The 25,778-nt window shown below is 46.4% G+C and carries 17 protein-coding genes and 1 tRNA gene; 8 read left to right on the top strand and 10 right to left on the bottom strand.

Going from position 1 to position 25,778, the window contains the following annotated elements:
- Window positions 1–97: 97 nt before the first annotated feature.
- Together D0A37_RS23480 and D0A37_RS23475 are read right to left on the bottom strand one after the other, a co-directional pair.
- Window positions 98–2,356 carry a phosphodiester glycosidase family protein gene (locus D0A37_RS23480; protein WP_242718039.1) on the bottom strand — a complete coding sequence of 753 codons (2,259 nt, stop codon included), beginning with the start codon at window positions 2,354–2,356 and terminating at the stop codon, window positions 98–100.
- A gap of 115 nt (window positions 2,357–2,471) precedes the next feature.
- Window positions 2,472–7,964, bottom strand: coding sequence for a trifunctional serine/threonine-protein kinase/ATP-binding protein/sensor histidine kinase (locus D0A37_RS23475; protein WP_242718037.1), 5,493 nt, complete (start codon window positions 7,962–7,964; stop codon window positions 2,472–2,474).
- Between the two features lie 879 nt (window positions 7,965–8,843).
- Here D0A37_RS23475 and D0A37_RS23470 point away from each other — a divergent pair.
- Together D0A37_RS23470 and gltB are read left to right on the top strand one after the other, a co-directional pair.
- Window positions 8,844–9,119: a hypothetical protein gene (locus D0A37_RS23470; RefSeq protein WP_242718035.1), complete on the top strand. Its 276-nt coding sequence runs from the start codon at window positions 8,844–8,846 to the stop codon at window positions 9,117–9,119.
- A 581-nt stretch (window positions 9,120–9,700) separates the two neighbouring features.
- The gene (gene gltB / locus D0A37_RS23465) at window positions 9,701–14,428 is read left to right on the top strand and encodes a glutamate synthase large subunit (protein ID WP_242718033.1); all 4,728 of its coding nucleotides are present in this window, start codon (window positions 9,701–9,703) and stop codon (window positions 14,426–14,428) included.
- Between the two features lie 181 nt (window positions 14,429–14,609).
- On the opposite strand, the gene D0A37_RS23460 is transcribed toward gltB, so the two are convergent.
- Window positions 14,610–15,917: an NF041680 family putative transposase gene (locus D0A37_RS23460; RefSeq protein WP_242716831.1), complete on the bottom strand. Its 1,308-nt coding sequence runs from the start codon at window positions 15,915–15,917 to the stop codon at window positions 14,610–14,612.
- Window positions 15,918–16,196: 279 nt separating this feature from the next.
- Window positions 16,197–16,430: a hypothetical protein gene (locus D0A37_RS23455; protein WP_242718031.1), complete on the bottom strand. Its 234-nt coding sequence runs from the start codon at window positions 16,428–16,430 to the stop codon at window positions 16,197–16,199.
- Window positions 16,431–16,660: 230 nt separating this feature from the next.
- Between D0A37_RS23455 and D0A37_RS23450 the strand changes: the two genes are divergently transcribed.
- Complete coding sequence (locus D0A37_RS23450; protein ID WP_242718029.1) at window positions 16,661–17,107, top strand: hypothetical protein; 447 nt, start codon at window positions 16,661–16,663, stop codon at window positions 17,105–17,107.
- A 238-nt stretch (window positions 17,108–17,345) separates the two neighbouring features.
- Here the strand turns inward: D0A37_RS23450 and D0A37_RS23445 are convergent, their stop codons facing one another.
- The 5 genes from D0A37_RS23445 to D0A37_RS23430 form a co-directional block, all read right to left on the bottom strand.
- On the bottom strand, window positions 17,346–17,498 hold the full coding sequence (locus tag D0A37_RS23445; protein ID WP_242718027.1) for a hypothetical protein: 153 nt from the start codon (window positions 17,496–17,498) through the stop codon (window positions 17,346–17,348).
- A 32-nt stretch (window positions 17,499–17,530) separates the two neighbouring features.
- Window positions 17,531–17,929, bottom strand: a complete 399-nt coding sequence (locus D0A37_RS23440; protein WP_242718025.1) for a type II toxin-antitoxin system VapC family toxin — start codon at window positions 17,927–17,929, stop codon at window positions 17,531–17,533.
- Window positions 17,930–17,935: 6 nt separating this feature from the next.
- Window positions 17,936–18,169 (bottom strand): hypothetical protein, encoded by a 234-nt coding sequence (locus tag D0A37_RS23435; RefSeq protein ID WP_242718023.1) that lies wholly within the window; start codon window positions 18,167–18,169, stop codon window positions 17,936–17,938.
- Between the two features lie 283 nt (window positions 18,170–18,452).
- Complete coding sequence (locus D0A37_RS29665) at window positions 18,453–18,596, bottom strand: DUF8810 domain-containing protein (protein WP_508632748.1); 144 nt, start codon at window positions 18,594–18,596, stop codon at window positions 18,453–18,455.
- A gap of 83 nt (window positions 18,597–18,679) precedes the next feature.
- A complete protein-coding gene (locus D0A37_RS23430) occupies window positions 18,680–18,940 on the bottom strand; it encodes a hypothetical protein (RefSeq protein WP_242718021.1) in 261 nt (86 codons plus the stop codon).
- A 361-nt stretch (window positions 18,941–19,301) separates the two neighbouring features.
- On the opposite strand from D0A37_RS23430, the gene D0A37_RS23425 reads away from it, so the two are divergent.
- From D0A37_RS23425 to gcvT, 3 genes are all read left to right on the top strand, one after another.
- Window positions 19,302–19,505, top strand: coding sequence for a hypothetical protein (locus D0A37_RS23425; RefSeq protein WP_242718019.1), 204 nt, complete (start codon window positions 19,302–19,304; stop codon window positions 19,503–19,505).
- A 153-nt stretch (window positions 19,506–19,658) separates the two neighbouring features.
- Window positions 19,659–19,731, top strand: a tRNA-Ala gene (locus D0A37_RS23420).
- A gap of 193 nt (window positions 19,732–19,924) precedes the next feature.
- A complete protein-coding gene (gene gcvT, locus D0A37_RS23415) occupies window positions 19,925–21,076 on the top strand; it encodes a glycine cleavage system aminomethyltransferase GcvT (protein ID WP_242718017.1) in 1,152 nt (383 codons plus the stop codon).
- 109 nt (window positions 21,077–21,185) lie between these two features.
- Here the strand turns inward: gcvT and D0A37_RS23410 are convergent, their stop codons facing one another.
- Window positions 21,186–22,019, bottom strand: coding sequence for an alpha/beta hydrolase (locus D0A37_RS23410; protein WP_242718015.1), 834 nt, complete (start codon window positions 22,017–22,019; stop codon window positions 21,186–21,188).
- Between the two features lie 60 nt (window positions 22,020–22,079).
- Between D0A37_RS23410 and gcvH the strand changes: the two genes are divergently transcribed.
- Window positions 22,080–22,469 carry a glycine cleavage system protein GcvH gene (gene gcvH / locus D0A37_RS23405; protein ID WP_242718013.1) on the top strand — a complete coding sequence of 130 codons (390 nt, stop codon included), beginning with the start codon at window positions 22,080–22,082 and terminating at the stop codon, window positions 22,467–22,469.
- Window positions 22,470–22,780: 311 nt separating this feature from the next.
- Window positions 22,781–25,747, top strand: coding sequence for an aminomethyl-transferring glycine dehydrogenase (gene gcvP, locus D0A37_RS23400; RefSeq protein WP_242718011.1), 2,967 nt, complete (start codon window positions 22,781–22,783; stop codon window positions 25,745–25,747).
- The last annotated feature ends 31 nt before the right edge of the window (window positions 25,748–25,778 follow it).

Genomic DNA, 25,778 nt, shown 5'->3' with positions numbered 1-25,778 from the left:
TTTAAAAAGATAATTTACGCTCCTACCTACTTAGGTGGACTTTGTTTGTGTAGTAGCGGTTTCTAGCCGCCGAAAATTAATGTCGAAGATTAACTACTTATGGTTGAATGAAAATGCCGATCGCATTATGAACTCTCGCAGCAGTTGACGGAGGTCGATCGAGCAAACTACCTCCCAAATACAAACTCGTCGAACTTCCCCCATCCAAATTTAAAGCCTCCACAGCACCCATTTGCTGCAATATCTGCGCCAGTTCTGCGAAATTTGGCCCCGCCCCGCCTGCGCGATTGTGCACGGCTACAATCAGCAAATTCCCCGCAGCATTTCGCCCGATCGCACTTCTAATTGCTGTCTGTCGAACATAGGCATCGCTAAACCCTTCCGCCTTAGCATCCAGCACAACTCGACTGTTTTGTACCAACACAGGCCCACCGCCGAGAATGTAAGGAAAACGGTTAAAATCAGCAGGAAAAGTGTTAGTTTCCAGACGCAATAAAGTGCCGATGGAGAGTTCAGATGCAGGGGAAAAATCCGAACGCAAAGCCAAAATATAACCGTTAACTGGAATGGGAAAAGTTGTTGTTCCCGGCGCACCTCCGGGCGATTGGCTGACAACTCGATCGCCCGCAACTGTCACAACTATTTCATTGCCAGACAACGGAGTATAAGTTGTTCCCCAATCAGGAGTGTAGCGACCGATTCCCGGTTGTAGGTAGGCACTATTGAGATGAGAAACGGGCAAAAATTGATTTGCCGGAGTGATCAAAGTTTCTTGCAAAGTTAAACGATCGATCGCAAATTCGCCCCGATCGTTCCAGGCGATCGCCCCCCGGTTCAATATCGGCCCGGAAAGCCATTTATTGTCACGGCGAATTGGCCCTAAAGCTAAGCGATTAATTCGATTGAAAAAACCTGCATTAATCGCAGCAGCCGCACCCGAAACTTCTGCTGTTTGCAATAAAGGTGCAGTGCCTTGATCTGTCGGCGGATTGCTGAGAATTGGTCTAATTTTTACACCGGATTGACGCGGATTAACTTCTAACCAAACTACTGGAAAACGAGCAGTTCCTAAATTTTGATACTGCTGCCGCCACTGCACACCGGGCGCCCAAACAATGTTTTTTTCTACTAACGAATCTGGCCGAATGTCGATAACTAATCGATTGGGATTTCCCAGGCTGAAAACTTGCGGCCGCCAACCTAAAGGAATCTTCACTTTGACTTTAGTTTGATCGCCGTCAGGTTCGACTTTTAGTGATAGCAATTGTTTGCTGGTTTGAAAAGTGCCCTGAAGTAAGGCGGGAGCGACTTTGGCATCGATCGCGATCGACCATTCTTGACCGACGATCGGCTGTAATGGCGTTATTTGCAGCGGGAGAGTGGGTTTGGTCGGGTCGTCTGGTGTTTCAAGGTTTGGCGCTGCGGGGGTTCTCGGTTGGATAACGGGCTTTGTGGGGTCGTCGGGGGGGTTGGGTGTGGGTGTCGGCGACGGGCTTGGTTTAGCGACAAAGTTGACTTGCCAAGGGGCGGGTTGATCGAGATCTACTACAATGCGATCGCCCGATTCTATTTCTGCTTGCCGAATTCCGGTAACACTTGCAGTTTGAGAAGTAATTTTTAGAATATTCCCCTCAGCAGATATCTCCCAGCCCGCAAGTCTAGCAAAATCGGTAACATCTAAGTAACGATACGAGCCTGTTGCCCTCGCTGCTAAGCTTTGAGCGCCGCTTAAAGATACCGAAAACCACTGCACTGGTTGTTTGGCACTGTCGGCGCTGCTGAGCAAATCCACTCCCGCACTTTGCATCAATCCAACATCAGCAATCCAAGTTCGGAAATTCCCAGAAGTGCTGTTTGCCGGCTGCTGAGTCCAAGCTAGGGGCAGAATGCGGCCGTTTAGAGAAACTTGGCGGCCTTGTTTGATTGTGGAAGCTGGCGGTAGGGATTGACTCAAAAGCCTAGAGTCCGACAGGGGTTGAAACCCCTGTCTCATAGCGGAAGTCCTCTCAAGAGGACTATAGGTCAATATTTCAGTCGCTTTTAACTGAGATGTTGCACCATTCTCAAGAACAGGCAAGATGCCTGTTCCACAATAAAATTCATCTCTTGTGGAACAGGCATCTTGCCTGTTCCTAAACAAGTAATTGACAATGGTGCAACATCTCACTTTTAAGCGACTTTCGCTATCAGCCAGGGAATTCATTCCCTGGCGGGAGATCGAAGCATGAATCAGCCCAGCCCTGTCCCCCTGTTGTGATCTTCCGGGTTGATTCCAGAGCAAAGACGGGGCGATCGCCAGTACGGGTAAAATCGAAACTGAGAATATGGGACGCCAAGAGGACAAATTACGTTTCACAGCTTACAACTCACTATTTCACTTCTAAACGCATGGGTGTCTAGAAACCCGGAATATCCGTATGTTTCTTTTTACTAAACGGCGCTAATTGCGCTAAACCCCTACTAGGAAATTCTCACCTCGGAATAGAAATCACAAACTCCGAACCATGACCCAGGGAAGAATTCACGAGTAACGTACCTCCATGTTTTTCCACAACAATTTGGTGGGCGATCGACAATCCTAATCCGGTTCCTTGACCCACAGGCTTGGTGGTGAATAAGTGGTTAAAGATGTTTTCCTTGACTTCCGCCGACATCCCCACTCCATTATCCTTAATGCGAATCAAAACCTGATTTTTGTCTTCGCTGAGAGCAGTTTGAACCGTGATTTGATTAGGTAGGGCTTTAATTTCCCTAAAACTGCGCTCCTTATTTGACTCTTCCAGAGCGTCAATCGCATTAGCCAGCACATTCATAAATACCTGGTTCAACTGTCCGGGAAAGCATTTCACTAGGGGCAAGTTACCATACTCTTTCACAACTTCAATCGCAGGGCGGAACTCGCTCGCTTTTAAACGGTGCTTGAGAATCAGCAGAGTGCTGTCGAGTCCATCATGAATATTGAAAGAAACGGGTCGATCGCTATCTGCCCTCGAAAACGTTCTCAAACTCGTACTGATATTGCGGATGCGCTCGACTCCCTCTTTCATCGAGCCAATCAATTTGGGCAAATCTTCTCGCAAATACTCCAAGTCTATATCCTCAATTTCTGTTTCAATTTCCACTCCCGGATTGGGAAATTTTTCTTGATACAAATCAATCAAATTGAATAAATCCCCCACGTATTCTTGAGCAGGTTGCAAATTACCGGCGATAAAGCCTACGGGATTGTTAATTTCGTGGGCTACCCCTGCGACTAAATTTCCCAGAGCAGACATCTTCTCACCCTGCACCAATTGCAACTGCATCTGTTTGAGATCCTTGATAGAGTGCTCTAATTTTTGACCGTAATCCTGAGATTGTTGATAAAGCTGTTGAGATTGCTGATACAGGCGGGCGTTTTCCAACGAGATGGCAGCTTGGGAGCACAGGATGTTGAGGAGGGCGACGCGATCGCCAGTGAATGCCCCCATTGTCAGATTATTTTCCAAATACAGAATTGCCATCATTTTGCCTTGATGGATAATCGGAGTACATAGGATGCTCTTAGGTTCGTGCTGCTTGATATAGGGGTCAGAAGTAAATATTAATTCAGTCTTGACATCATCGAAAACTAGGGTTTTGTGGGTGCGTTTGACGTAATTAATGACTGTCTGGGGAATTGATTGGCTCTCCTCGATCGCAATAGTTTCTTGCAGAAGACAGCCTTGGCGATCGCTACAGTGGACAGCAATTTTCCAGTCGTCCTCTTCTTTCAAAATCAATACTCCTGTTTGAGCGCCTGCATTTTGAATCGCCACTTCCATCAGGGTAGTGAGCAATTGTTCAAGCTTTATTTCGCTAGACAGAGCTTGATAAGCTTTGATAACCGTGGGTAAATCTAGGACTGCGATGCTGGTACTCCCACTAATTGTTTGGTGATTACTAGAAATGAATGAAGTCTCATTGGAGGTAGCACCTGCGTCGAAGGAATGAGCTTTTTCCGGTTTTAAGATAGGGGCCAGAAGTTGGGGATAGCGTTGTTCTAGATCCTCGATTTTTGCTTTCGCTCCCCACCGCGCATAAGCATAGTAAGCATCTATTAGATATACCTGACCAACTTTTTCCTTCCCCCATGCCAAGTAAAATTTAGCAGCCAATTCATTCGCCAGAGCTTCCTCGTTGAGATAATCGTTTTCTTTAGCAAGAAAAATGGCGCGATCGTAAGTCTCCATCGCCGACACATTTTCACCCAGCACTCGGAACAGTTCGGCTTCCACTAGGTAAAATTTGTGCGAGAAATTCATGGGGGCGTGATGCGCCCATTTATGAAGGGTTTCTTGGTTGCTTTTCACTTTTTCCAGATGTTCGTGTTTCTCTTCGCAGGAACCCTCCTCCCTATAAACTCCCAGCCGTGCTAGAGAGTCATAAAAGTAGAACATCGGCACATTGAGCATACCCGTCACCGCGTCTAAATACTGTTCGGCTTGCCGAGCATTTTCTAAAGCTTGCGCTGTTTCTCCAAACAGGTAACACACAAGCATTTTATGAAAGTGAAAATAGTGGAGTCCGTTGCGATCGTTTGCTTGGATGTGAAAGGGGAGCATTTTTTCTTCATGGTAGGCATCTCCCACAAATTGACATGGATTTTTTGAGCGCCCCAGCAGATTTAATAAAGCCTGATGAACGATTTGAGTATAATTTAACGCTGCTTCTTGTTTGAATTGAACCAGCGCATGGCAATAGGTCGCTACTTCCTCTTCTAGCCCCGCGATTTCTCGACCGATTAAATATGAATATTGAGAAATTTCTTTGGCTGAATATCCCAATTCAAGTTCTCCCGTTTCCAGTCCTATCGCGTAACCTTCTTTTAAAAGAGGGATAGTTTCTTTGACATGATGTTTACCATGTATGATATGAACCCCGACTGTATAAAATACTTTGGTTTTGAGGTAATTGGCATTAAATCGCTCCACAATATTTAACGCCAATTGCCCAAAATCAAAGCCTGTTTCAATGTCTTGAACTACCCCGCTTAATACCAATCCATACAAGCCGTAAGCAAATGCCGATAAGGGAGCATTCCCATAACTAACCGATAAATTAACCATTTCCAAAATAACCAACGGCAGGAGAAGTGGAGCCGTGATGTAGGCTGGAGAAACTAAACCTGATAGAATCCGCAAGGCTGCTTGCTTTTGGAGATTTTCCATTTCTGGCAAATCAATAAACTCCGCGATTTTTTTACCCGCAAAAAGTGACGCGGTTTGTTCTAATCGCTGCTGAATATCTGCCGGAGTTGGATTTTCTGGGAAGCAGATTCCCAAGAGTTTGAGAACTGCTAAGCCCATTTCAACGGCTTGTTTGGGTTTGACTTGCGCCGTACAAGCAGAAAGCTCGATTTCATACACTTTCACCTTATCCAGCAGCGTTCTGGCATTGTGCAGGACTAAATGAGCTAATTCCTCCATGTCCTGAAAATCATAGTTCAGGTATGCAGTTTCTGCCCCTAATACGTGGAGTTCGAGGGCTGTTTCATAGTGAGTTTGCCAGCTATCGGCAGCTAGGATTTGCCTGCCAAAACTTAAATATTTGCGTGCCGCAGCATAAGCGGTAGCAGTCTTCGCCTTGCGTCCCGCGATCAAATTCAACTCAGCCAGTTCGTCGCGCTGGGTGGGTTCGGCAATTAAATCAACACCATAATTCAACTGGTTGACGATATTAAAAATTTGCTCTTCCCTTTCTGTTCTCGGAGTATTAATCAACAAAAGTTGACCAATATTGAGGTGAGTGGATTGTTTCTGGGATTCGGGAATCAAAACGTAAGCTGCTTGCTGTACGCGATCGTGCAGAAATTTGTAATAACACGAGTCGGGATTCTGGAACCAGGAGTCAGAAGTATTTCTTTCTCCTTCTGAATTCTGATTGATGAATTCAAACTCCTCTGAAGTGAAAAACTTATAAACTTCAGTCAGGGGAAGAATCAATCCTGCTTGCAAAGCAGGCCACAAGTTTGCTGCCGTCTCTGACGAAGATTTTTCACAAACTACCGCCAGCGTTGCTAAATCGAATTCGTTGCCAATGCAGGCAGCTAACTTTAAAACTTCTTGCGTCTCGGGTGGCAACTTTTGCAATTGAAGCGCCATGAACTCGACAACATCATCTGTCAGGGCTAAGGTTCGCACTTTGGCGATATCGCACTGCCAATACCGCGCCTCAAAATTAAAAGTAATTAACCCATCTTCATGCAAAGATTTGAGAAATTGCGTGCTAAAAAATGGATTGCCTTGGGTTTTTTGATCGACCAGTTCTGTTAAGGGCCGAGCCAACGCTCTAGAACAAACTAAGGTATCGGCAATTAAACAATTTAAATTGAAGCAATCGAGCGGCGCGAGAGTAATGGTGTTTACTGTAGCTCCCGTTTGTTGGATCTCTGATAATGTCAGCACTAAAGGGTGTACGGGACTGACTTCGTTATCTCGATACGCTCCAATTAATAAGAGATAGCGCCGATCGCGATCGCTCGTCAGAAGTTGAATCAAGTTCAATGAGGCTGAGTCGGCCCATTGCAAGTCGTCTAAGAAGATGACGAGGGGATGTTCTTGGGTGGTGAAAAGTTGAATGAACTTCTCTAATAACCGATTGAAGCGATTTTGGGCAGCACTGCCGACGAGTTCTGGTGCAGGTGGTTGCTCGCCGATAATCCGCTCTAGTTCGGGAATTACCTCAACGATTACCTGAGCATTCTCGCCCAATGCTGCCAGGATTTGAGTCTTCCACTCCTCAACTTTAGCATCGGTTTCGCTCAGCAATTGGTTCATTAAATCGCGAAAAGCTTGTACAAAAGCTGAGAAGGGTTGGCTGCGCCCAAATTGGTCGAATTTGCCTTTGATGAAGTAGCCTCTAGCTGCAATAATCGGTTTGTGAACTTCGTTGACTACGGCGGTTTTGCCAATGCCTGAGAAGCCAGCCACCAGCATCATTTCGGCGCTTCCTGCACTCACGCGATCGAAGGCGGCGAGTAGGGAGAATACTTCGCTCTCTCTACCATATAATTTTTCGGGAATAATGAAGCGATCGCACAAATCTCGCGTTCCCAATTTAAAGGAAGTAATTTGACCTGTCTCTTCCCATTCGTGCAAACAAGTTTCCAAATCAAACTTGAGTCCGATCGCACTTTGATACCTATCTTCAGCATTCTTCGCCATCAATTTGCTAACAATTTCAGACACCACCCACGGAACGCCTTTGTTGAGGTGATGGACTGGGAGAGGCTGCTTGGCAAGGTGACAGTGTACTAACTCTATCGGATCGTCGCTTTGGAAAGGCAACTGTCTCGTCAGCAGTTCGTAGAATGTGACTCCCAGAGAGTAGAAATCCGTGCGGTAATCAATGCCTCGGTTCATCCGCCCAGTTTGTTCTGGAGATATGTAAGGTAAAGTGCCTTCGAGGACGTTGGGATTTTGAATTTCTTGGGTTTGGCGCGGCAACAGGGAAGCGATGCTGAAGTCAATCAGCTTCACTTGTTTGCTGGCGGGGTTAATTAGAATGTTGGCAGGTTTGAGGTCTTTATGGATGACGTGGTGGCGATAAAGTCCATCGAGTGAGTTAGCAATTTGAATTGCAATGGGAAGAAACTCGTTAATAGGCAAGCCTTTGAGGGGTTCGTTGCTCGCGAACACTAAACTAGCGAGGTAGCTACTTAACGAAATTCCCCCAAAGTCTTCCATTACCAGAGCATAGTGGTTATTGTAAGTCTCCAGGCTGTATGCCTTGACAGTGCCGGGGATTTGTAAGTTTTTAGCAATGACGTACTGGTTGCGGAAATGAACGAGTTCGTTGAAGCGAGGAAAGTCATTTCGTAGCAGTTTAATCACGACTGGCTGCTGATCGGAAGAGCGAAGGCCACGATAAACTAGAGTTCGATTACCTGCGTATATTTGCTCGTTAATATGGTATCCGAGAAAAATATTTGTTATGCTAGCCATATTTACGTCTTCCTACTGCTTCTGTCTAGCTGAAGCTTTTTAGAGTTACTATTTACTATTTTCGCTCTATGGGCCGTGCTATTGATTAACTATACTTAGTTTAATCTACTTTGTAGCTTAAATTATGAAAAAGCTATTTTCCCAACAAAATTTAATATTTTATGTAAGAGATGTTGATACTAGAGTTGAGACTAAGTAGAAAATGAAGGCTGCTAACGCTGATTGAACGACAACGGTTCATTAAATAGGAATTTAAGAAGCTAATTAATAGGCGTGGCATCATTAGGGGATGACTTTTGACACTCTGGGCCCTAAAGAAACTGAGATTCTCGATTAAAAGAGGCGGCTTGTTGATACAGGATTTCTCCAGCCTCCGTAGAGGTCATCTGTCCACAAGCATTAGGGTGTCACCCCAAGTTCCCCTAGGCCCTACGGTACGCCTTTTCTTCTGGAGGATATTTCTAGCTGCATTATGAGGGCGATCGCAAACACACTGTCTCTCAAGCTTCATTAACAGCAATAAACTTTTGTTGTTTGCCGTAATTTTTGAATTTTATAAAGCATTTAGCCGATTAATTACGCTTAGTTTATCATAACATAAAATTATAAAAATTGTGCAATTAATCTCCATATTTTACAACTATTCACTCAAGAGTGAATTCCCCCGTGTCCCTTGCAAGCCGCCTAAAGTCTCGCTCCTTTTCCGTTTACCGACCTTTTTTTATAAAAGATAGAAATAAAATCTCCCAAATGCAATCCACTCAAATCCGCAAAAACGGCCACCATTGAGCTAAATAAAATTACCAAGGTCAAGTTTGTGGGCGTCAGTCAATTTGAGATTTGAGATTTGAGAATTACGGGAGAGATGAACCTGGAAGCTTGAACAAGAGTCTAAAATTTTTGCCTTTCCCCGGCTTTTGTGAGAAAGTCAAGCATCCGTTTTTGGGCGTGGTCAAAAAGGCTGCGCTGGATCTACCAGATGCTCCTAATTTGTCAGAAATCGTTGAAATAACCTTCATTGATGAGTTACAAACGTTTGTGGGTAAAAAAATACAAATTAGAGTTATGCACAACTGTCAACCTTTTTCGGCTAGGCCTCTTAGCCTGGGTTCTGGACGATCGCTGACTAGACTTGCGTGCAAACTCGGACTGTAAGCGGTGAAATTTTATCCATTTCTTGATACACTTGATGTTCGCGGCCCGAGGGTTGACTGCACAATAAGACAGGTTTTACCAGTTGTGAACCGCGCTGCTACAACATTGCACCTACCGACTGAGCGGGCAGGTGGCTTTTGTGTCTGCGGGCGCTGACGAAAGCAACTCAACAGCGCAGCAAGCAAAATAACGCTAGATTTACTATCTACCTGTGTTCGCTGCAAGGCTACCCTTGCGGACTCAGGAGAAAAACACACAAAAAACTCGTGAAGCGCAGCTATCCCGTAGGGAATCGCCTGCAATGTATCTAGTTGCAGGGCGGCGATTGCCCAAAGAATCACTGCTTTTTAACAGCAGGGTATTCTAGGAGACATCTCCGAGGCGATGCGAGCGAGATAATTTAAAATCTGCAAACAGGGTTTCAGTGCTAAGTACAGGCCGCATAGACGTAAATTTTTAATCAAATCAGCTTCCAATGTGCTGTCTTAAAGTTTACTAGGCTCCCACCGCTCGGCAGCCTTCTCTCTCCGAGCTATAAAAACACATCCACCACACAATCACGGAAATAACATTCAATCAACATGGGTAACACGATCGATCCAAACAGAAACGTGCATCAGACTCAGCGAGGAACTCCCTATGCCGGCCAAAGCTGGTTAGTGGAAGAAAGAGATGCCTGCGGTGTGGGCTTTATTGCCAACCAAAGCGGTGAAGCCACCCACTCGATTATTGAGAAAGCGCTCCCAGCTTTAACTTGTCTAGAACATCGCGGCGGTTGCAGTGCCGACCAAGATTCCGGCGACGGTGCGGGTTTGATGACCGCGATTCCTTGGGAATTGCTGGATACTTGGTTTGCCGAACAGGGAATTGTGCCTCCGGCGCGGGAAAACTGCGGCGTGGGAATGCTGTTTCTGTCTCAAGATAAATTTCAAGCGACTATAGCGCGGCAGGTGGTTGAGCAAGTTCTGACCGATCGCGGGCTGAAACTTTTGGGATGGCGCAAAGTTCCCATTGTACCGTCGGTTTTGGGCGAGCAAGCGCTAGAAAATCAACCTCAAATCGAACAAGTAATTGTCAGTTCACCGCACTTAGCCGGAGACGAACTCGACAAACATCTATTTCTGGCGCGCCGCACGATCGGACACGCGCTGTCAAATCGCCCCAACTTCACCCGCCAAGACTTTTATACTTGCTCTTTTTCCTGCCGCACGATCGTCTATAAAGGCATGGTGCGATCGGCCGTACTGGCAGAATTTTACCCAGACCTGAAAAATCCCGCTTATAAAAGCTCCTTTGCCGTCTATCACCGGCGCTTCAGCACCAACACAATGCCCCGCTGGCACTTAGCCCAGCCGATGCGCTTGCTGGGACACAACGGGGAAATTAACACGCTGTTGGGCAATATTACTTGGATGAGGGCGCGACAAGCGAATTTAGCTCACCCCAATTGGAGTCAAGCTGATATCGACACGTTTAACCCAATTGTCAATCCCGACAGCAGCGATTCGGCAAACTTGGACAACGTGATGGAGTTGCTGGTACACTCCGGCCGCACCCCGCTGGAATCCTTGACAATTCTGGTGCCCGAAGCTTACAAAAATCAGCCGGATTTGGCTGACTATCCAGAAATTGTTGATTTTTACGAATATTACAGCGGCATTCAAGAACCTTGGGACGGCCCCGCACTGCTGGTGTTTAGCGACGGCAAACAAGTAGGTGCTACGCTCGATCGCAACGGTTTGCGGCCGGCCCGCTACTGCATTACTAAAGACGGTTTGGTAATTGTGGCTTCCGAAGCCGGAGTTGTGGATATTCCCGAAGCCGATATTGTCGAAAAAGGCCGTTTGGGCCCCGGACAAATGATTGCAGTTGACCTGCAAACTCAAGAAATTCTCAAAAATTGGCAACTCAAACAGCGAATTGCTAAGCGGCATCCCTACGGCGAATGGCTGCAACAAAACCGCGAAACCTTGGAACCGCAGCCTTTTGCCGAAACAGCAACCCTCGACTCGCAAACGCTGTTAGCAACCCAAACTGCTTTCGGTTATACAGCCGAAGATTTGGACATGGTAATCGTCGAGATGGCGAGTTCTGGGAAAGAACCGACTTTCTGCATGGGCGATGACGTTCCCTTAGCTGTGTTGTCAGAAAAGCCTCAGTTGCTGTACAACTATTTCAAACAGCGGTTCGCTCAAGTGACAAATCCGCCGATCGACCCCCTGCGCGAGGGGATGGTGATGTCGCTGACGATGAATGTGGGCCTGCGGGGCAATTTACTGCAAGCAGTACCAGAAAATGCCAAGCGCATGAAAATTGATTCCCCCGTACTCAACGACGCTGAACTGTCTTTCTTGAAAGAGCAAAAGTCTTTCCCCGCAACCGAATTGTCAACGCTTTACAAAATTGCTGCCGGGCCTGGAGGTTTGAAAACCGCAGTCGAGCAACTTTGTCAAAACGCGGCTCAAGCGGTGCGCGAGGGTTCGAGAATTCTGGTTTTGAGCGATCGAGTCTCGAAGCAAGAAGGCGAATCTTCTGTGGGATTGAGTGCAGAATGCACTTATATTCCGCCCTTCCTGGCAGTTGGTGCGGTTCACCACCACTTAATTAACGTCGGCCTGCGGATGCAAACTTCGCTGGTTGTGGATACCGCCCAATGTTGGAGCACTCACCACTTCGCTTGTTTGATTGGTTACGGGGCGATCGCTGTTTGTCCTTACTTGGCTTTGGAAAGCGTGCGCGCCTGGTGGTCTGACGCCAAGACTCAAAATTTGATGCAGCACGGCAAAGTTCCCAATATTACCGTGACGCAGGCTCAAGCTAGATACCGCACAGCGGTGGAAAATGGGCTGCTGAAGATTCTCTCGAAAATGGGGATTTCGCTGCTGTCTAGCTATCAGGGAGCACAAATCTTTGAGGCGATCGGCATTGGCGGTGATTTGCTCGATTTGGGTTTCAAAGGCACTGTTTCCCGCATCGGCGGTTTGAGTGTGGCGGAACTGGCTAACGAGGTAATGTCTTTCCACAGTCAGGCTTTCCCAGAATTGCACCTCAAAAAGCTGGAAAACTTCGGCTTCGTGCAGTACCGCCGGGGTGGTGAATATCACAGGAACAGCCCGGAAATGGCGAAGGCTTTGCACAAGGCTGTGACTACTTTTAAGGCTCAGACTAACGGTAACGGTAACGGGGCCCAAGCAAAAACTTCCACGACGGTGGACAAAAATGGTGAAAGTGCCTACGACCATTATGAGGTTTACAAGCAACAGCTAGAAAATGGCCCGGTAACGGCTTTGCGGGATTTGCTCGACTTTGCGAGCGATCGCCCTCCCATTGCCATCGAAGAAGTAGAATCTGTAGCAGATGTTGTCAAGCGGTTCGCCACCGGCGGTATGTCTCTCGGCGCTTTGTCCCCGGAAGCCCACGAAACGCTAGCGATTGCGATGAACCGCATCGGCGGCAAATCCAACTCCGGCGAGGGCGGGGAAGACCCGGTGCGCTACAAAGTGCTAAACGATGTGAGCGAGGCGGGTTTCTCACAAACGCTACCTCACTTAAAAGGTTTGCAGAACGGCGATACAGCTTCTTCATCCATCAAACAAGTAGCTTCTGGACGTTTCGGGGTGACTCCTGAGTACCTGATGAACGCCCAACAAATCGAAATTAAAATCGCACAAGGTGCGAAACCAGGTGAAGGCGGTCAATTGCCAGGGGCGAAAGTGAGCGAGTATATTGCTTATTTGCGCCGATCGAAACCGGGTGTCACGCTGATTTCTCCTCCTCCTCACCACGACATTTATTCGATCGAGGATTTGGCGCAGTTGATTTTTGACTTGCACCAAATCAATCCGAAAGCAGGAGTTTCGGTGAAGTTGGTGTCGGAAGTCGGCATCGGGACTGTAGCGGCTGGTGTCGCCAAGGCAAATGCTGATGTGATTCAAATTTCCGGCCACGATGGCGGCACCGGTGCTTCGCCACTGAGTTCGATTAAGCACGCAGGTTCTCCGTGGGAACTCGGTTTGACAGAAGTTCACCGGGTGCTGATGGAAAATAAATTGCGCGATCGAGTTTTGCTGCGCGTTGACGGTGGCTTTAAAAGCGGCTGGGACGTGATTGTAGGCGCTTTGATGGGCGGCGAAGAGTACGGGTTTGGCACGGTGGCAATGATTGCAGAAGGCTGTATTATGGCTCGCGTTTGCCACATGAATAGTTGTCCGGTGGGGGTGACAACTCAACAAGAACACTTGCGGAAACGGTTCCCCGGAACGCCGGAACACGTTGTTAATTTCTTCTATTTCGTAGCACAAGAAGTGCGGAGTTTGCTGGCGAAATTGGGTTATAAGTCGATCGCAGATATCATCGGCCGCGCGGATTTGCTGAAAATGCGCGATGGGGTGCAACTAACTAAAACGCAAGCAATTAATTTGGATTGTTTGACCAAGTTACCGGATACTAAGAGCGATCGATCTTTCTTGGTGCACGGCGAGGTACACACAAACGGGCCAGTGTTAGACGATGATTTGCTCGCGGATGCTGAGATTCAAAGTGCGATCGCCAATCACGGCACTGTTAGCAAGAATGTAAAATTGGTGAATACTGATCGCACTGTAGGCGCACGTTTAGCAGGTGCGCTCGCACAGCAACACGGCAACACCGGCTTTAGCGGTCAAATCACCCTCAATTGCACTGGTAGCGCAGGCCAAAGCTTCGGCGCGTTCAATTTGCCGGGGATGACGCTGGTACTGTCAGGCCAAGCCAATGACTACGTTGGTAAGGGGATGCACGGTGGCGAAATTGCGATCGCACCGCCGGCTGGTGCAACTTATGATGCTTCCGAAAATGCGATCGTCGGTAACACTTGTTTGTATGGTGCGACGGGGGGAACTCTGTTGGCTGCGGGTAAAGCTGGCGAACGGTTTGCGGTGCGTAACTCGATGGCGAAAGCAGTCATTGAAGGTGCGGGCGATCACTGCTGCGAGTACATGACTGGCGGCGTGATTGTCGTGTTAGGAAAAGTCGGCCGGAATGTCGGCGCTGGAATGACTGGCGGCTTGGCTTATTTCCTCGATGAAGATGGGACTTTCCCGGCTCACGTCAACGGGGAGATTGTGAAGATGCAGCGGGTTTGTACGGCCGCTGGGGAGGCGCAGTTGAAGGAGTTGATTGAGGCTCAGTGCGATCGAACTGGTAGCAAGAAAGCTGAGAAGATTTTAGCAAATTGGTCGGAATATTTGCCTAAGTTCTGGCAAGTTGTGCCGCCGAGTGAAGCGAATTCGCCGGAGGCTTCGGAACAAAAGATAGCTGTGGAAGTTTAATTTTGCAGTTGATTAAATAGATGAGGGGCGACGCAAGTTGCCCCTTTTTTCATCTTCATATCAAATCCCTTGGTATCGAAATTATTCATCTCTCTCTTCTCTTTGGAGTTTAGACTAAGCACAAATTGACTCAGCTAACGCTGAGTGAAATTCTAGTGAATTTAGAAAGAGTTTTCTAAGGTTAAATTACGAATTTGGGAGAGTTTTGGAACCGACCTTTACCCTTTTTGACCACGGGATAGCGACATCTTTGAGCGCGCAGTTTACCGGATGACCATCCAGCCGATTTTCCTCGGGATTTGGGAGCAACAGCCGGACTCCCAATCCTAATTAAAAGTGGAAGCATTGATTGTGCAACCCTTCCAGGTGTCAATTCAGGGAGAGGCTTTTGCCAGGGTAGACGAATTTCCCTGACTAAATCTTGAGCTAACCATAATTGCCAAGTTAGCAATGGCATCAAATCACTCCATCGTTCACATTGTTCTGGAGTGCTTAGCTTCGGAATTGTCCAATGCAATGTTTGTTTCGCTAAGCGATACCAGTGTTCGATGGCAAAACGACGTAGATATAGTTGCCAAATTTCTGTAAGAGGTGGCATTTGAACACCAACCCAAACTAACCACAAAGGTTGAGTTTTTAATTGACCCGTTACAGTGTCTAAGCGTTCTACTAAAATCAGAGTCATCGGATGTTTGGGACTACCTCGGAAATGTAAGTTATCCCATGTTCTCAACCTGATTCGTCCGAGTTTCGGCTCAAGGGATTCCAGGGTTTGTTCTGGTTCCCACCAGCTTGAGGAGTCGTTAAGCTTAAACTGGTTTCCATGAATTTTTGGCCGTCCTCTACCACTATAGGCTGGGGGTGTTGACCATAAGCAACGATTGGAGCGAATACGCATTAGTTTATCAGCGGCGATCGCAGCAGTAGCTTTAACCAGAGGGGCGCACCCATACTCACTATCAAATAGGGCGATGGGTCTATTCTGAAGATATTCACAGACTTGTGCCAATTGTTCAGCGCCTTTACCGATTGGGTTGTCCCAACTGGTAATACGTTCGTGTCTTAATGGCAGCGCCCAACTCCCGCTAATCGTTGGTATCAGTGCGATCGTACTATATCCTTGACCGATACCAACAGGTATGCCGTGAGGTAAGGCTGTGGGTTGATGTTCATAGGTCCGTTCTTTGAGAGTAGGTGCATGGGGTCTCAACCATGCTGTATGATCGATCGCTAATACTGGACGTTCCACTTGTGACATCTGTTGGATATATAGTTGCATCAATTGGTCTCGGTCTGGTCTACAATCTTGCAGCGCTTCGTAGACGCTTGACCACTCACGCCGAAATAAGGGATTGAGGGCTAAATCTCCTAAACATGAGACGTGGCGAGTCGTCATTATCGCGTCTGCTAGTTCAAAGGTGGCGTCTTTGGCATTGCCGAGACATTCATAAGCTTGTTGACGAAATTCCCGTAATTGTTCAAACTTCATGGCAGGTAGATTTGAGATTTTTAGCTGAATTCTCAATCTTCTACCCTTACGCTGTCTGTTGAAACTATCGCAGACAGTTTTTTTTTGAGGTTGTCAGCCGAAGAGAACGTCAACGGTCGTCGGCATCTATGCTAGTGGTTGAGCCTCATAGCTCTTCACCAGCGACCATTGCCGTTCTTAAGTTGAAATCTAACCGTGCTTTAAGAGGTGCTTAGTCTAAACTCCAGTTCTCTTCCTCAGCGCCCTCTGCGCTCTCTGCGGTTTAATCATTCCTTAGCGTCATTCAAAAATGACCTCGCCTCCTGCAAAAGTTTGATCGCGAATATCTCCCCAAATTTCATCAGGATTTAAACCCAGTTCATGCAGTTGATATTTTTCACGAAATGCACGCTTGAGATTCTCCAAAGCTGAGTTTGAGATGCTGCGGCTGTTTACGACGTTGAATGGGAGCGTGTCATTTTTGCGATGAGTATAAATACTGGTGAGCCCCACCATGACTTTTTTGCCGATCATCAGTATCAATAGTCCGGACAGTTTTTATATTGCCCAATGGCTTATTCTGTAGGACTTTGAGCCACTGTGGATAATTAAATCAATGTCAGATTCACCCCGCTCGTTGCATTTAATTGGACTTTATTTATGATCCTTGGGCTGTAAAGCTTGTATTATTGTTCCAAAAACTGTCCGGAGTGTTGCAGTATAATAGGGAATAATTATCATCTCTTCCCACTTGATATATAATCATGAAAAACTTTATTGAAGTTATTGCTCAACTAATAGGAATCATAGCTTTTGTGAAAGGTATTATTGAGTTCGTAGACCTCAATAGGATACGTAGATATGAGAAGTTTCATGAGATGAGCAAAAGATTCGATGAGAACGAGTCAATTCAGAAAGTCTGTAAGCTTTTGCATGATAGCTCTAGCCGCATATCCGTCACCAAACAGGAAAAAGAGGTATTTATCTGCTTTTTGGAAGAGATTTACTTTATGATTATGTCGGGTATAATGAAAAAGGAAATTGCACTGTACACATTTGGCTATTATGCAAGAGAAGCAATGCACAACCAAAGATTTTGGCACGATCTTGATAGTGGGGAAGAGTATTACACAGTATTCCATAAATTCTGTCGAATGGTCTCTATCTTTGAGCCAAGCAAACTCGGAGTCAAAGAAACGCTGAAATACTGAGTACCATGAAGATAAATTCTTAGGTCACAATGTACTTTTGAGTGGTTATCCTTTGATTTAAAAGTGATTATTTTTTGATTTAAAAAGTCAAAAACTTTCGCAATTTTCAACTTATCTATCACCATTATTTGAGTTACCAGCACCGGACATTAGACTACTAAATACTATTAAGAATAAAGTAGGTACAATTATTAACACAGGTATAAGTCCTACAACCATAGGCACTCCAACCCAAGGGCTAGAACTGACAAAAGACATGAATCCGATCCAATGCAAACCGTTGAATGTATTCGCGCAAGGCGATTTCCACTAAGGTTTCGATCGCAATTTCTCGCTCCAGTTCGAGATCCTCTTGCAGCAGTGCCGTATCCACCTTTAGGTTCGTCACCATTGGCTTTCCTCTTTTAACCGTTGTTTTATTAATCACCAGATAACAGAAATTACACCGGAAGCCGTAATATTTCCATCGCACGTCAACAGCGCCACAGTTTCACCTTGATTTTGCAAAATCATTGCGGTTGCTACAAGTTGACGATCGTGCATTTCATGGATGCTCAATAAGCTGAGCGTTTGATTGATGATAGTTCGATCGAGTGGATAAACTGCGATTCTAGAATCGCTATTAATCGCATTGAACAACGCATTAACAGATGGAATTGATGTTTTTCCTCGTTCTACAATCCATGCAGCTTCAGCCAAGGCGATCGCAGGTAAAACAAGCTGACTGTCCAAATTGGAGAGAATGGCTTGGACTTGAGTCCCCAATCTTTGATTTCCTTCGAGAAACCAGATCAGCGCGTGGGTATCAATGACATATTTCATCGGCAGCTATGACCAATCTAATTCATCGTCAGTATCCCCTTGAAATTCGGCAATCTCGAAATCAGCTTCGGTGGATTGATGAGAACCTGCAAACATTCCAAACTGGATAAATGTAGGCGTTCGAGGAATGGATGGCGCAGCCAAAAAAGTAATCACCACGCGACTTTCATAAATGTTTTCAGGAAATTCTAACAGTTCGATGACTCCATTTCTGTAAATTCCTTCAAATGCTTGGAGCATAATGATTCACCTCGCGTACAATATGGTCTATCGACTCGCTAGCTAACACTCCCAGTCTAACAAATCTTCCCCAAAAAACACAAATTTTTGATATAATAGTTTCAGCAAATATAACATTATATCAAATCGGTCGGGCGATCGGCATTCGCGGAGGTGCTGTTTTCCACATCAAATCTATTTCTTCCGGTGTCAATCCGTAAGCTTGATTAACTAAGTCCGATAAACGGTGTTCTAGTCTCAACGCCTCCGCTTTGCGAGATTGAATGGCCGGTGCATATTCATTCTAAGTTTCGCGGACTGCTTTTAATCCAGCAACGCCCAGAGGATCGGAGGATTTAGTTTTCGGCATTCGCTTTCTGATTTCTGCTACGAACTCTGCAAAGGAAAGGGCAGAAAAATCTTCGAGTTTTTGTCCGAGTTTATCAATTAAATAAGTGATTTATAGCCATTGCAAGACATCTCGGTGAGTTTCTTGATTAGTTTTGGCGATTTCAATTAAACGGCTGACAATTAATTCGACTTCGGCACGAATTGAGTCAGTCCACCTTGAATTACCGAGCAATATCCCAAAATATCCTGAAAAATATCCTTAATAAAATTGCCGTGCAGCGAAATTTCTTTAACTTCGTCTAACGTACCAGTTTTAAGTGCAGCAATCCACGTTCCCAATTTTTGGTGGCGCACTTCCATATCTTGCGGAAAGCTAAAAGCACGCAAAGCAGTGTTGAGTGTTTTGCTGTGAAAAAGGGCGCGAGTAGAGCGATTTGTCATCTTTTCAAGCAGGTTAATAAAGTTAATTTTACAGCATCCAAGTGCAACAGCGGCTCAGACCTTCTGTTATCAAATCAGTTATACTCAAAGGTCGATCGCACCCTTCCGCCTCAAAAAAGCGTGTGAAACGCGGCTATCCCCTAGGGAATCGCTCGCTCAAGAGTCAAAAACGCCACCTCTAAAGCTGAGCTAGCTCTCATTTACTTTGCATATTGTAATTAGCCACGAAAGCTATCATTTTTTCTCAGTAGCTTTTCGCTGCTCCCTGCGGGTTTGACAGCAAAAGTTAAATACGCCTGAGCTGATCTGCACGGAGCGAAAAGTTTTGTTACAATAGGTAAGCTGTTACAAATCGTAACTTATGCTGGTTTCTATTTTAATAATTGACGTTGCCCTCGTTGCCTGGTCTTTGCACTTGATGCAAGAGGCGATCGCGCAACGGGAATTTTCACTAATGCTAGCAGGTGCTCTAGTTGCTGTCTCAGCCGCCGCTCTGGTAGTCGTCTACTTTCTCATGGGGTCTTGTTTGAGCCACTTGACCGAAATATCCCAACACACTTACTAGATCAAAGTAGGGGATTGACCATTGTCCAGAAGCGAGGAGAGTTTTGTGGAAAAAAAGCCCAAAGCCTTGCCAGCCGAAGGCTCAAAACTAATTTCCCCAAAAAGCTTGACAAATATTGGTCAGTTAAGGCATGATTGAGAGCGCGAAAAGAAAGGGGAATTAGCTCAGTTGGTAGAGCACTACAATGGCATTGTAGGGGTCAGCGGTTCGAGCCCGCTATTCTCCATAAATCAAGATTAGGGATAAATTACTCCTGTACCCTTACTCGTAGGGAAACGGCACTGCCCTGTCCTCATCGCCGTGTACTTAGTGATAGGGAAAAAGCATTGGCGTGTCGTTAAATTCGATCGCGCTACACACCGCGAAAACCAATTTTCCCGTAAAATCAAAACAGTCTACCCGCAACCAAAGCGCTACCTGTGGCAAAGTCAACTGAACCCAACAATCCAGAGAGTCCGAGCCAACTTGCCCGCACGCCTCTGTACGACCTATCATTAGAACTCAAAGCCCGAATGGTGCCCTTTTCCGGGTGGGAGATGGCGGTGCAGTACGCAGGGATTAGCAGCGAACACCAAGCAGTACGCCAGCAAGCAGGAATGTTCGACATTTCCCACATGGGAAAATTTGGTTTGAGAGGGAAACAAATAATAGAAAAATTTCAACCATTAGTACCCTCAGACTTGAGCCGCTTGCAACCCGGTCAAGCTCAATATACAGTCTTGCTAAATGCCAAAGGCTGCATCTTAGACGACATTATTTTCTACTGGCAAGAACCCGACGCTATCACTAGCGAAGAACGTGCAGTAATTATTGTCAACGCCGCCACTCGCCTTTCAGACAAAGCATGGATCACCACGCACTTAGAATTGAGCGAACTCTGTTTTACCGACATCTCCGAAGATAAAGTTTTAATTGCAATTCAAGGCCCGGAAGCTGTTAACTATCTCCAGTCTTTTGTGGAAGACAACCTCGCACCAATTAAGGCATTCGGTCACTTAGAAACAAATCTGTTGGGACAGCCGAGTTTTATCGCCAGAACGGGTTACACCGGCGAAGATGGGTTTGAAATCATGGTGGATGCCGAAGTAGGAAAAGAACTGTGGCAAAAATTGTTAGCTGCTGGCGTTGTTCCCTGCGGTTTGGGTGCCAGAGATACCTTGCGTTTAGAAGCAGCAATGGCTCTTTACGGTCAAGATATCGACGACAATATCACGCCTTTAGAGGCTGGATTGGGTTGGGTAGTTCACCTCGATACCAAAGGCTATTTTATTGGTCGCGAGGTTTTGGAACAGCAGAAAGCGAGTGGAGTATCAAAGCGGTTGGTAGGGTTAGAAATGCAGGGGCGGCACATTGCGCGCCACGGCTATCCGGTAATATTTGAAGGCGAAACAGTAGGAGAAGTTACTAGCGGTACATTATCGCCTACTTTGAATCGGGCGGTGGGCCTCGCGATTGTTCCGGCAAAATTAGCGAAAATCGGTCAGCAATTAGAGGTGGAAATTCGCGGGAAAAACTATCCGGCTAGTGTGGTGAAAAAACCATTTTATCGATCGCAAAACCGCCCGAGTTAAATTAAGTAGGTAAGCCTTAATTCAGGGGCCGACTAGGAGCAACGACCGAAAAAAAAGTGAAGTGTACGTGTTGTTGTGGAACGGGCTTCTAGCCCGTTGCTCATATTGGTCAAGAAGAGTGATCTACAAGCTTAGCAAATTGTCGCAAAGTTTCAGCATAGCGATCGCCCGCCACATCCATCAAATCATTATGACCGGCCCCATCAACCCAAAAATTTAATTTCGGCTCGTTGGCGGTGGCAAACAACTGCTCTCCATGCCAAAAATGCACCACCTCATCAGCCTTACCATGAATCACCAAAACAGGCGATCGCACTTTGCCAATCTTATCAATATTCACAAACTTGTCAAAGGGTAAAATCGGAATCCGCGTCAACACCCGAAAAACCGAAACAAAGGAACTTTCAACCACCAAACCGCCGACTTTTTGCCGCGAAGCTAAATCAATTGCCGGCCCACCCCCCACCGAACGGCCATAAAGAATAATTTGCTGTGCAGGTACTCCCAACTGTTGGGTTAAATAATTGTAAGCCGCATCAATATCACGATAAGTATTATACTCAGAAGGATTTCCCTGACTCGTGCCGTAACCTTGATAATCATAGGCAAACACAGCAAACCCGCTATCTCGAATCTCTTCGAGTAGCCACAAAATGCCGCCCAAGTCTTCCGCATTCCCGTGACTGTAAAGTATGGTATATTTAGCTTGCGGGTTAGGAAAATGAACAGCAGAAATTTTCACGCCATTAGCTGAGCTAACTTTGATAAATTCCCTGCTATCACTCTGACTAGATGGCGGAGGTTGAAAAATTAGCCGTTCTGAAAAAAAGAAACCGTAAAAACACAGAAATGCGTAAATAAAAATTATAGATCGCATCAGTCGTTTGACAGAAAATTCTCCAAAAAGCAAGCGTTTAATATTTTTTTTGTTCCAGTTAGCCATCACTAAAGGCTCATAGTTCACTAAGATTTACTTGATACTTTCTTTATTGCGAGAAAAGACATGGCACTAACATACCCCGATGACCTGAAATACCTAGACACTCACGAATACATTCGACTCGAAGGCGAAATAGCCACCATCGGCATTAGTGCCTTTGCAGTTGACCAACTCGGCGATATCGTGTTTCTAGATTTACCCGAAGTCGGTGCAGGGTTGGAAAAAGGCGAAGCTTTCGGTACAGTCGAGTCAGTAAAAGCCGTTGAAGATTTGAAAGCGCCCGTTACCGGTACAGTCGTAGAACGCAATGATGACATTGTAGAGTCTCCCGAAAATTTGGCCGAAGACCCCTATGGCGCTGGGTGGCTGCTGAAAGTGCGCGTTGACAACACCAGCGACGCAGACGAGGCTTTCTCGGCCCCGGAGTATCGCAAAATGGTGGAAGGGGAATAGTTTTGAGTGGGGAGTTTTGAGTGGGAATTTGGGCATAGGGCTCGTTGATTCCTCCACAATCCGCCAGGGGTTGAAACCCACGGGGCTTTTAGCACAAGTCGTCTAAAGACGACTGAAATACTAACCAGTTGCGTGGGGAGTGGCGATAAGTGCGCCTTAATCTACAGTCGTCTTCAGACGACTTTAGCTATGAGACAGGGGTTTCAACCCCTGTCGGACTGTCGGACTTTGATAGACGCAGAAAATCTTCCTGGTTTTCTTAGCAAAATGTTACAAACAAAGAAGCACAAGTCTATTCAGGAGAATCCGCCTTGGTACTCTACAGCCCGCCCCTTGAACCCAGCCAGCAGCAAAACTTTTCCCCGATTAATGGTTTTGCGGCGCGGCACATTGGCCCGACACCCAGCGACATCCAGCAAATGCTCAATGTTTTGGGCATTTCCAGCCTCGATGAGTTGATTGACAAAACGGTTCCAGCGGCGATTCGCATTTCTGCACCCCTACAACTTCCCGCAGCGCAAAGCGAGTACAGCGCTTTGGCAGAATTGAAAGAAATTGCTGCAAAAAATCAGGTATTTCGATCGTACATCGGCACTGGATATCACGACTGCATAACTCCCCCCGTCATCCAGCGGAATATCCTAGAAAATCCCGGCTGGTATACAGCTTACACTCCCTACCAAGCCGAAATTGCTCAAGGGCGATTGGAAGCTTTGCTGAACTTCCAAACCATGATAATTGACCTCACGGGTTTGGAAATTGCCAACGCTTCTTTGCTGGATGAAGGGACTGCGGCGGCGGAAGCGATGGCGGTGAGTTACGGCGCCAGTAAAAATAAGGCAAAAGCGTTTTTTGTTTCCCAAGATTGCCACCCTCAAACTATTGAAGTGGTGCAAACTCGCGCTAAGCCGTTGGGAATTGAGGTAATTGTCGGCGACCATCAAAGCTTTGAGTTCGATCGTACAATCTTCGGCGCTCTCCTGCAATACCCCGCCACAGACGGCGCAATTTACGACTATACCGATTTTATTCGATCGGCTCACGAAGTCGGCGCATTAGTCACAGTTGCGGCCGACATTTTGAGCCTTTGCTTGCTCACACCCCCCGGCGAATTCGGCGCGGATATAGCCGTAGGAAGCACTCAGCGCTTCGGAGTGCCGATGGGATTCGGAGGGCCCCACGCAGCCTATTTCGCCACGCGAGAAGAGTTTAAACGGCAAGTTCCCGGGCGAATTGTCGGCGTTTCTAAAGATGCTAACGGCAAATCTGCTTTGCGTTTGGCTTTGCAAACTCGCGAACAGCACATCCGCCGCGAAAAAGCAACCAGCAATATTTGTACTGCTCAAGTTTTGCTGGCAGTGATGGCGAGTATGTATGCTGTTTATCACGGCCCGTCTCGACTGAAAGACATTGCTGAGAAAGTATGGAGTTTAACGGCACTTTTGGCATCCGGTTTAAGAAGTTTTGGATACACAATTGGTTCTCAACATTTCTTCGATACTGTGCGGGTAGAATTGGGAGATAAACCGCTGTCAGAAATTCTAGAAGCTGCTAAAGTTCGCAAAATTAATCTCCGAATTTTCGATAATTCGACAGTGGGAATCACGTTAGATGAAACTGTCACCGTTGAAGATGTGCAAGAGTTGTGGAAAATTTTTGCCCGGGATAACGATTATATCAGGCCGGACGGGCAGAAGGCTCTCAACATTCCGCTGGATGCAGACGCATTGAGTGGCTATTTGACATTACCAGATTTTTGCGATCGCACCAGCAGCTATCTCGCCCATCCAGTTTTCAACAGCTATCATTCAGAAACTGAACTTTTGCGCTATTTGCACCGTTTAGAAGCCAAAGATTTATCGCTAAACACATCGATGATTCCCTTGGGTTCTTGCACAATGAAATTGAATGCAACAGCAGAGATGATGCCGGTGACTTGGGCGGAATTTGGCAAGATACATCCCTTTGCACCCCGCGATCAAACTCGCGGCTATCAAATGATGTTCGTGCAACTAGAACAGTGGCTGGCAGAAATCACAGGTTTTGCGGGAATTTCTTTGCAGCCAAACGCTGGTTCCCAAGGCGAATACGCGGGTTTGTTAGTTATTCGCGAATACCACGAACACCGAGGCGAATCTCACCGAAATATCTGTTTGATTCCCCAGTCAGCCCACGGTACAAATCCGGCTAGCGCGGTGATGGCGGGGATGAAAGTAGTTGCTGTCGAGTGCGATTATCAGGGCAATATTGATGTTGCCGATTTGCGGAAAAAAGCCGAGAAGCACAAAAATGAATTGGCGGCTTTGATGGTGACATATCCATCTACGCACGGCGTTTTTGAGGAAGAAATTAAAGATATTTGCGAGATTGTCCACAACTGCGGCGGACAAGTTTATATGGACGGCGCGAATATGAATGCTCAAGTTGGTTTGTGCCGCCCCGGTGATTTTGGTGCTGATGTTTGTCACTTGAATCTGCACAAAACTTTCTGTATTCCTCACGGTGGCGGCGGCCCGGGAATGGGGCCGATTGGGGTAATGTCTCATTTAGTAGAATTTTTGCCCAGTAATTCTGTTCTTAACAGTCAACAGTCAACAGCGAACAGTCAACAGTCAACAGTCAACAGTCAACAAACATCAGTTGGTGCTGTTTCCGCCGCGCCTTGGGGAAGTGCTAGCATTTTGCCTATTTCTTGGATGTACATTCGGATGATGGGAGGAGTGGGTTTAACTGAGGCAACAAAAGTAGCAATTCTTAATGCTAATTACATGGCAAAACGCTTAGAATCTTACTATCCGGTTTTGTACAAAGGGAAAGCGGGTTTGGTGGCGCACGAGTGTATTCTAGATTTGCGATCGCTCAAAAAGTCTGCGGCTATAGAAGTGGAAGATATCGCTAAACGGTTGATGGATTACGGCTATCACGCGCCGACGGTTTCTTGGCCGGTCGCTGGTACGGTGATGGTGGAACCGACGGAAAGCGAATCGAAGCAGGAATTAGACCGTTTTTGCGAGGCGATGATTGCGATTCGAGGCGAAATTGCGGAGATTGAAAACGGTAATGTTGACGCGCAAAATAACGTTTTGAAAAATGCGCCACACACGGCAGAATCTCTGATGGTTGATGAGTGGAATCGTCCTTATACTCGCGCGCAAGCGGCTTATCCGGCACCTTGGACTCGCGAACATAAGTTTTGGCCGGCGGTGGGTCGGATAGATAATGCGTTTGGCGATCGTAATTTTGTCTGTTCTTGTTTGCCTATGGAGGCTTACACTTAAGATTGAAATCCATGTAAATCTCGTTTGTCTC

Origin of the sequence: Microcoleus vaginatus HSN003 (assembly GCF_022701255.1) — a bacterium.
Classification (GTDB): Bacteria; Cyanobacteriota; Cyanobacteriia; order Cyanobacteriales; family Microcoleaceae; genus Microcoleus; species Microcoleus vaginatus_B.
The sequence above is the reverse complement of the archived record's forward strand: the minus strand, read 5'-3'. Positions and strand labels throughout refer to the sequence as shown.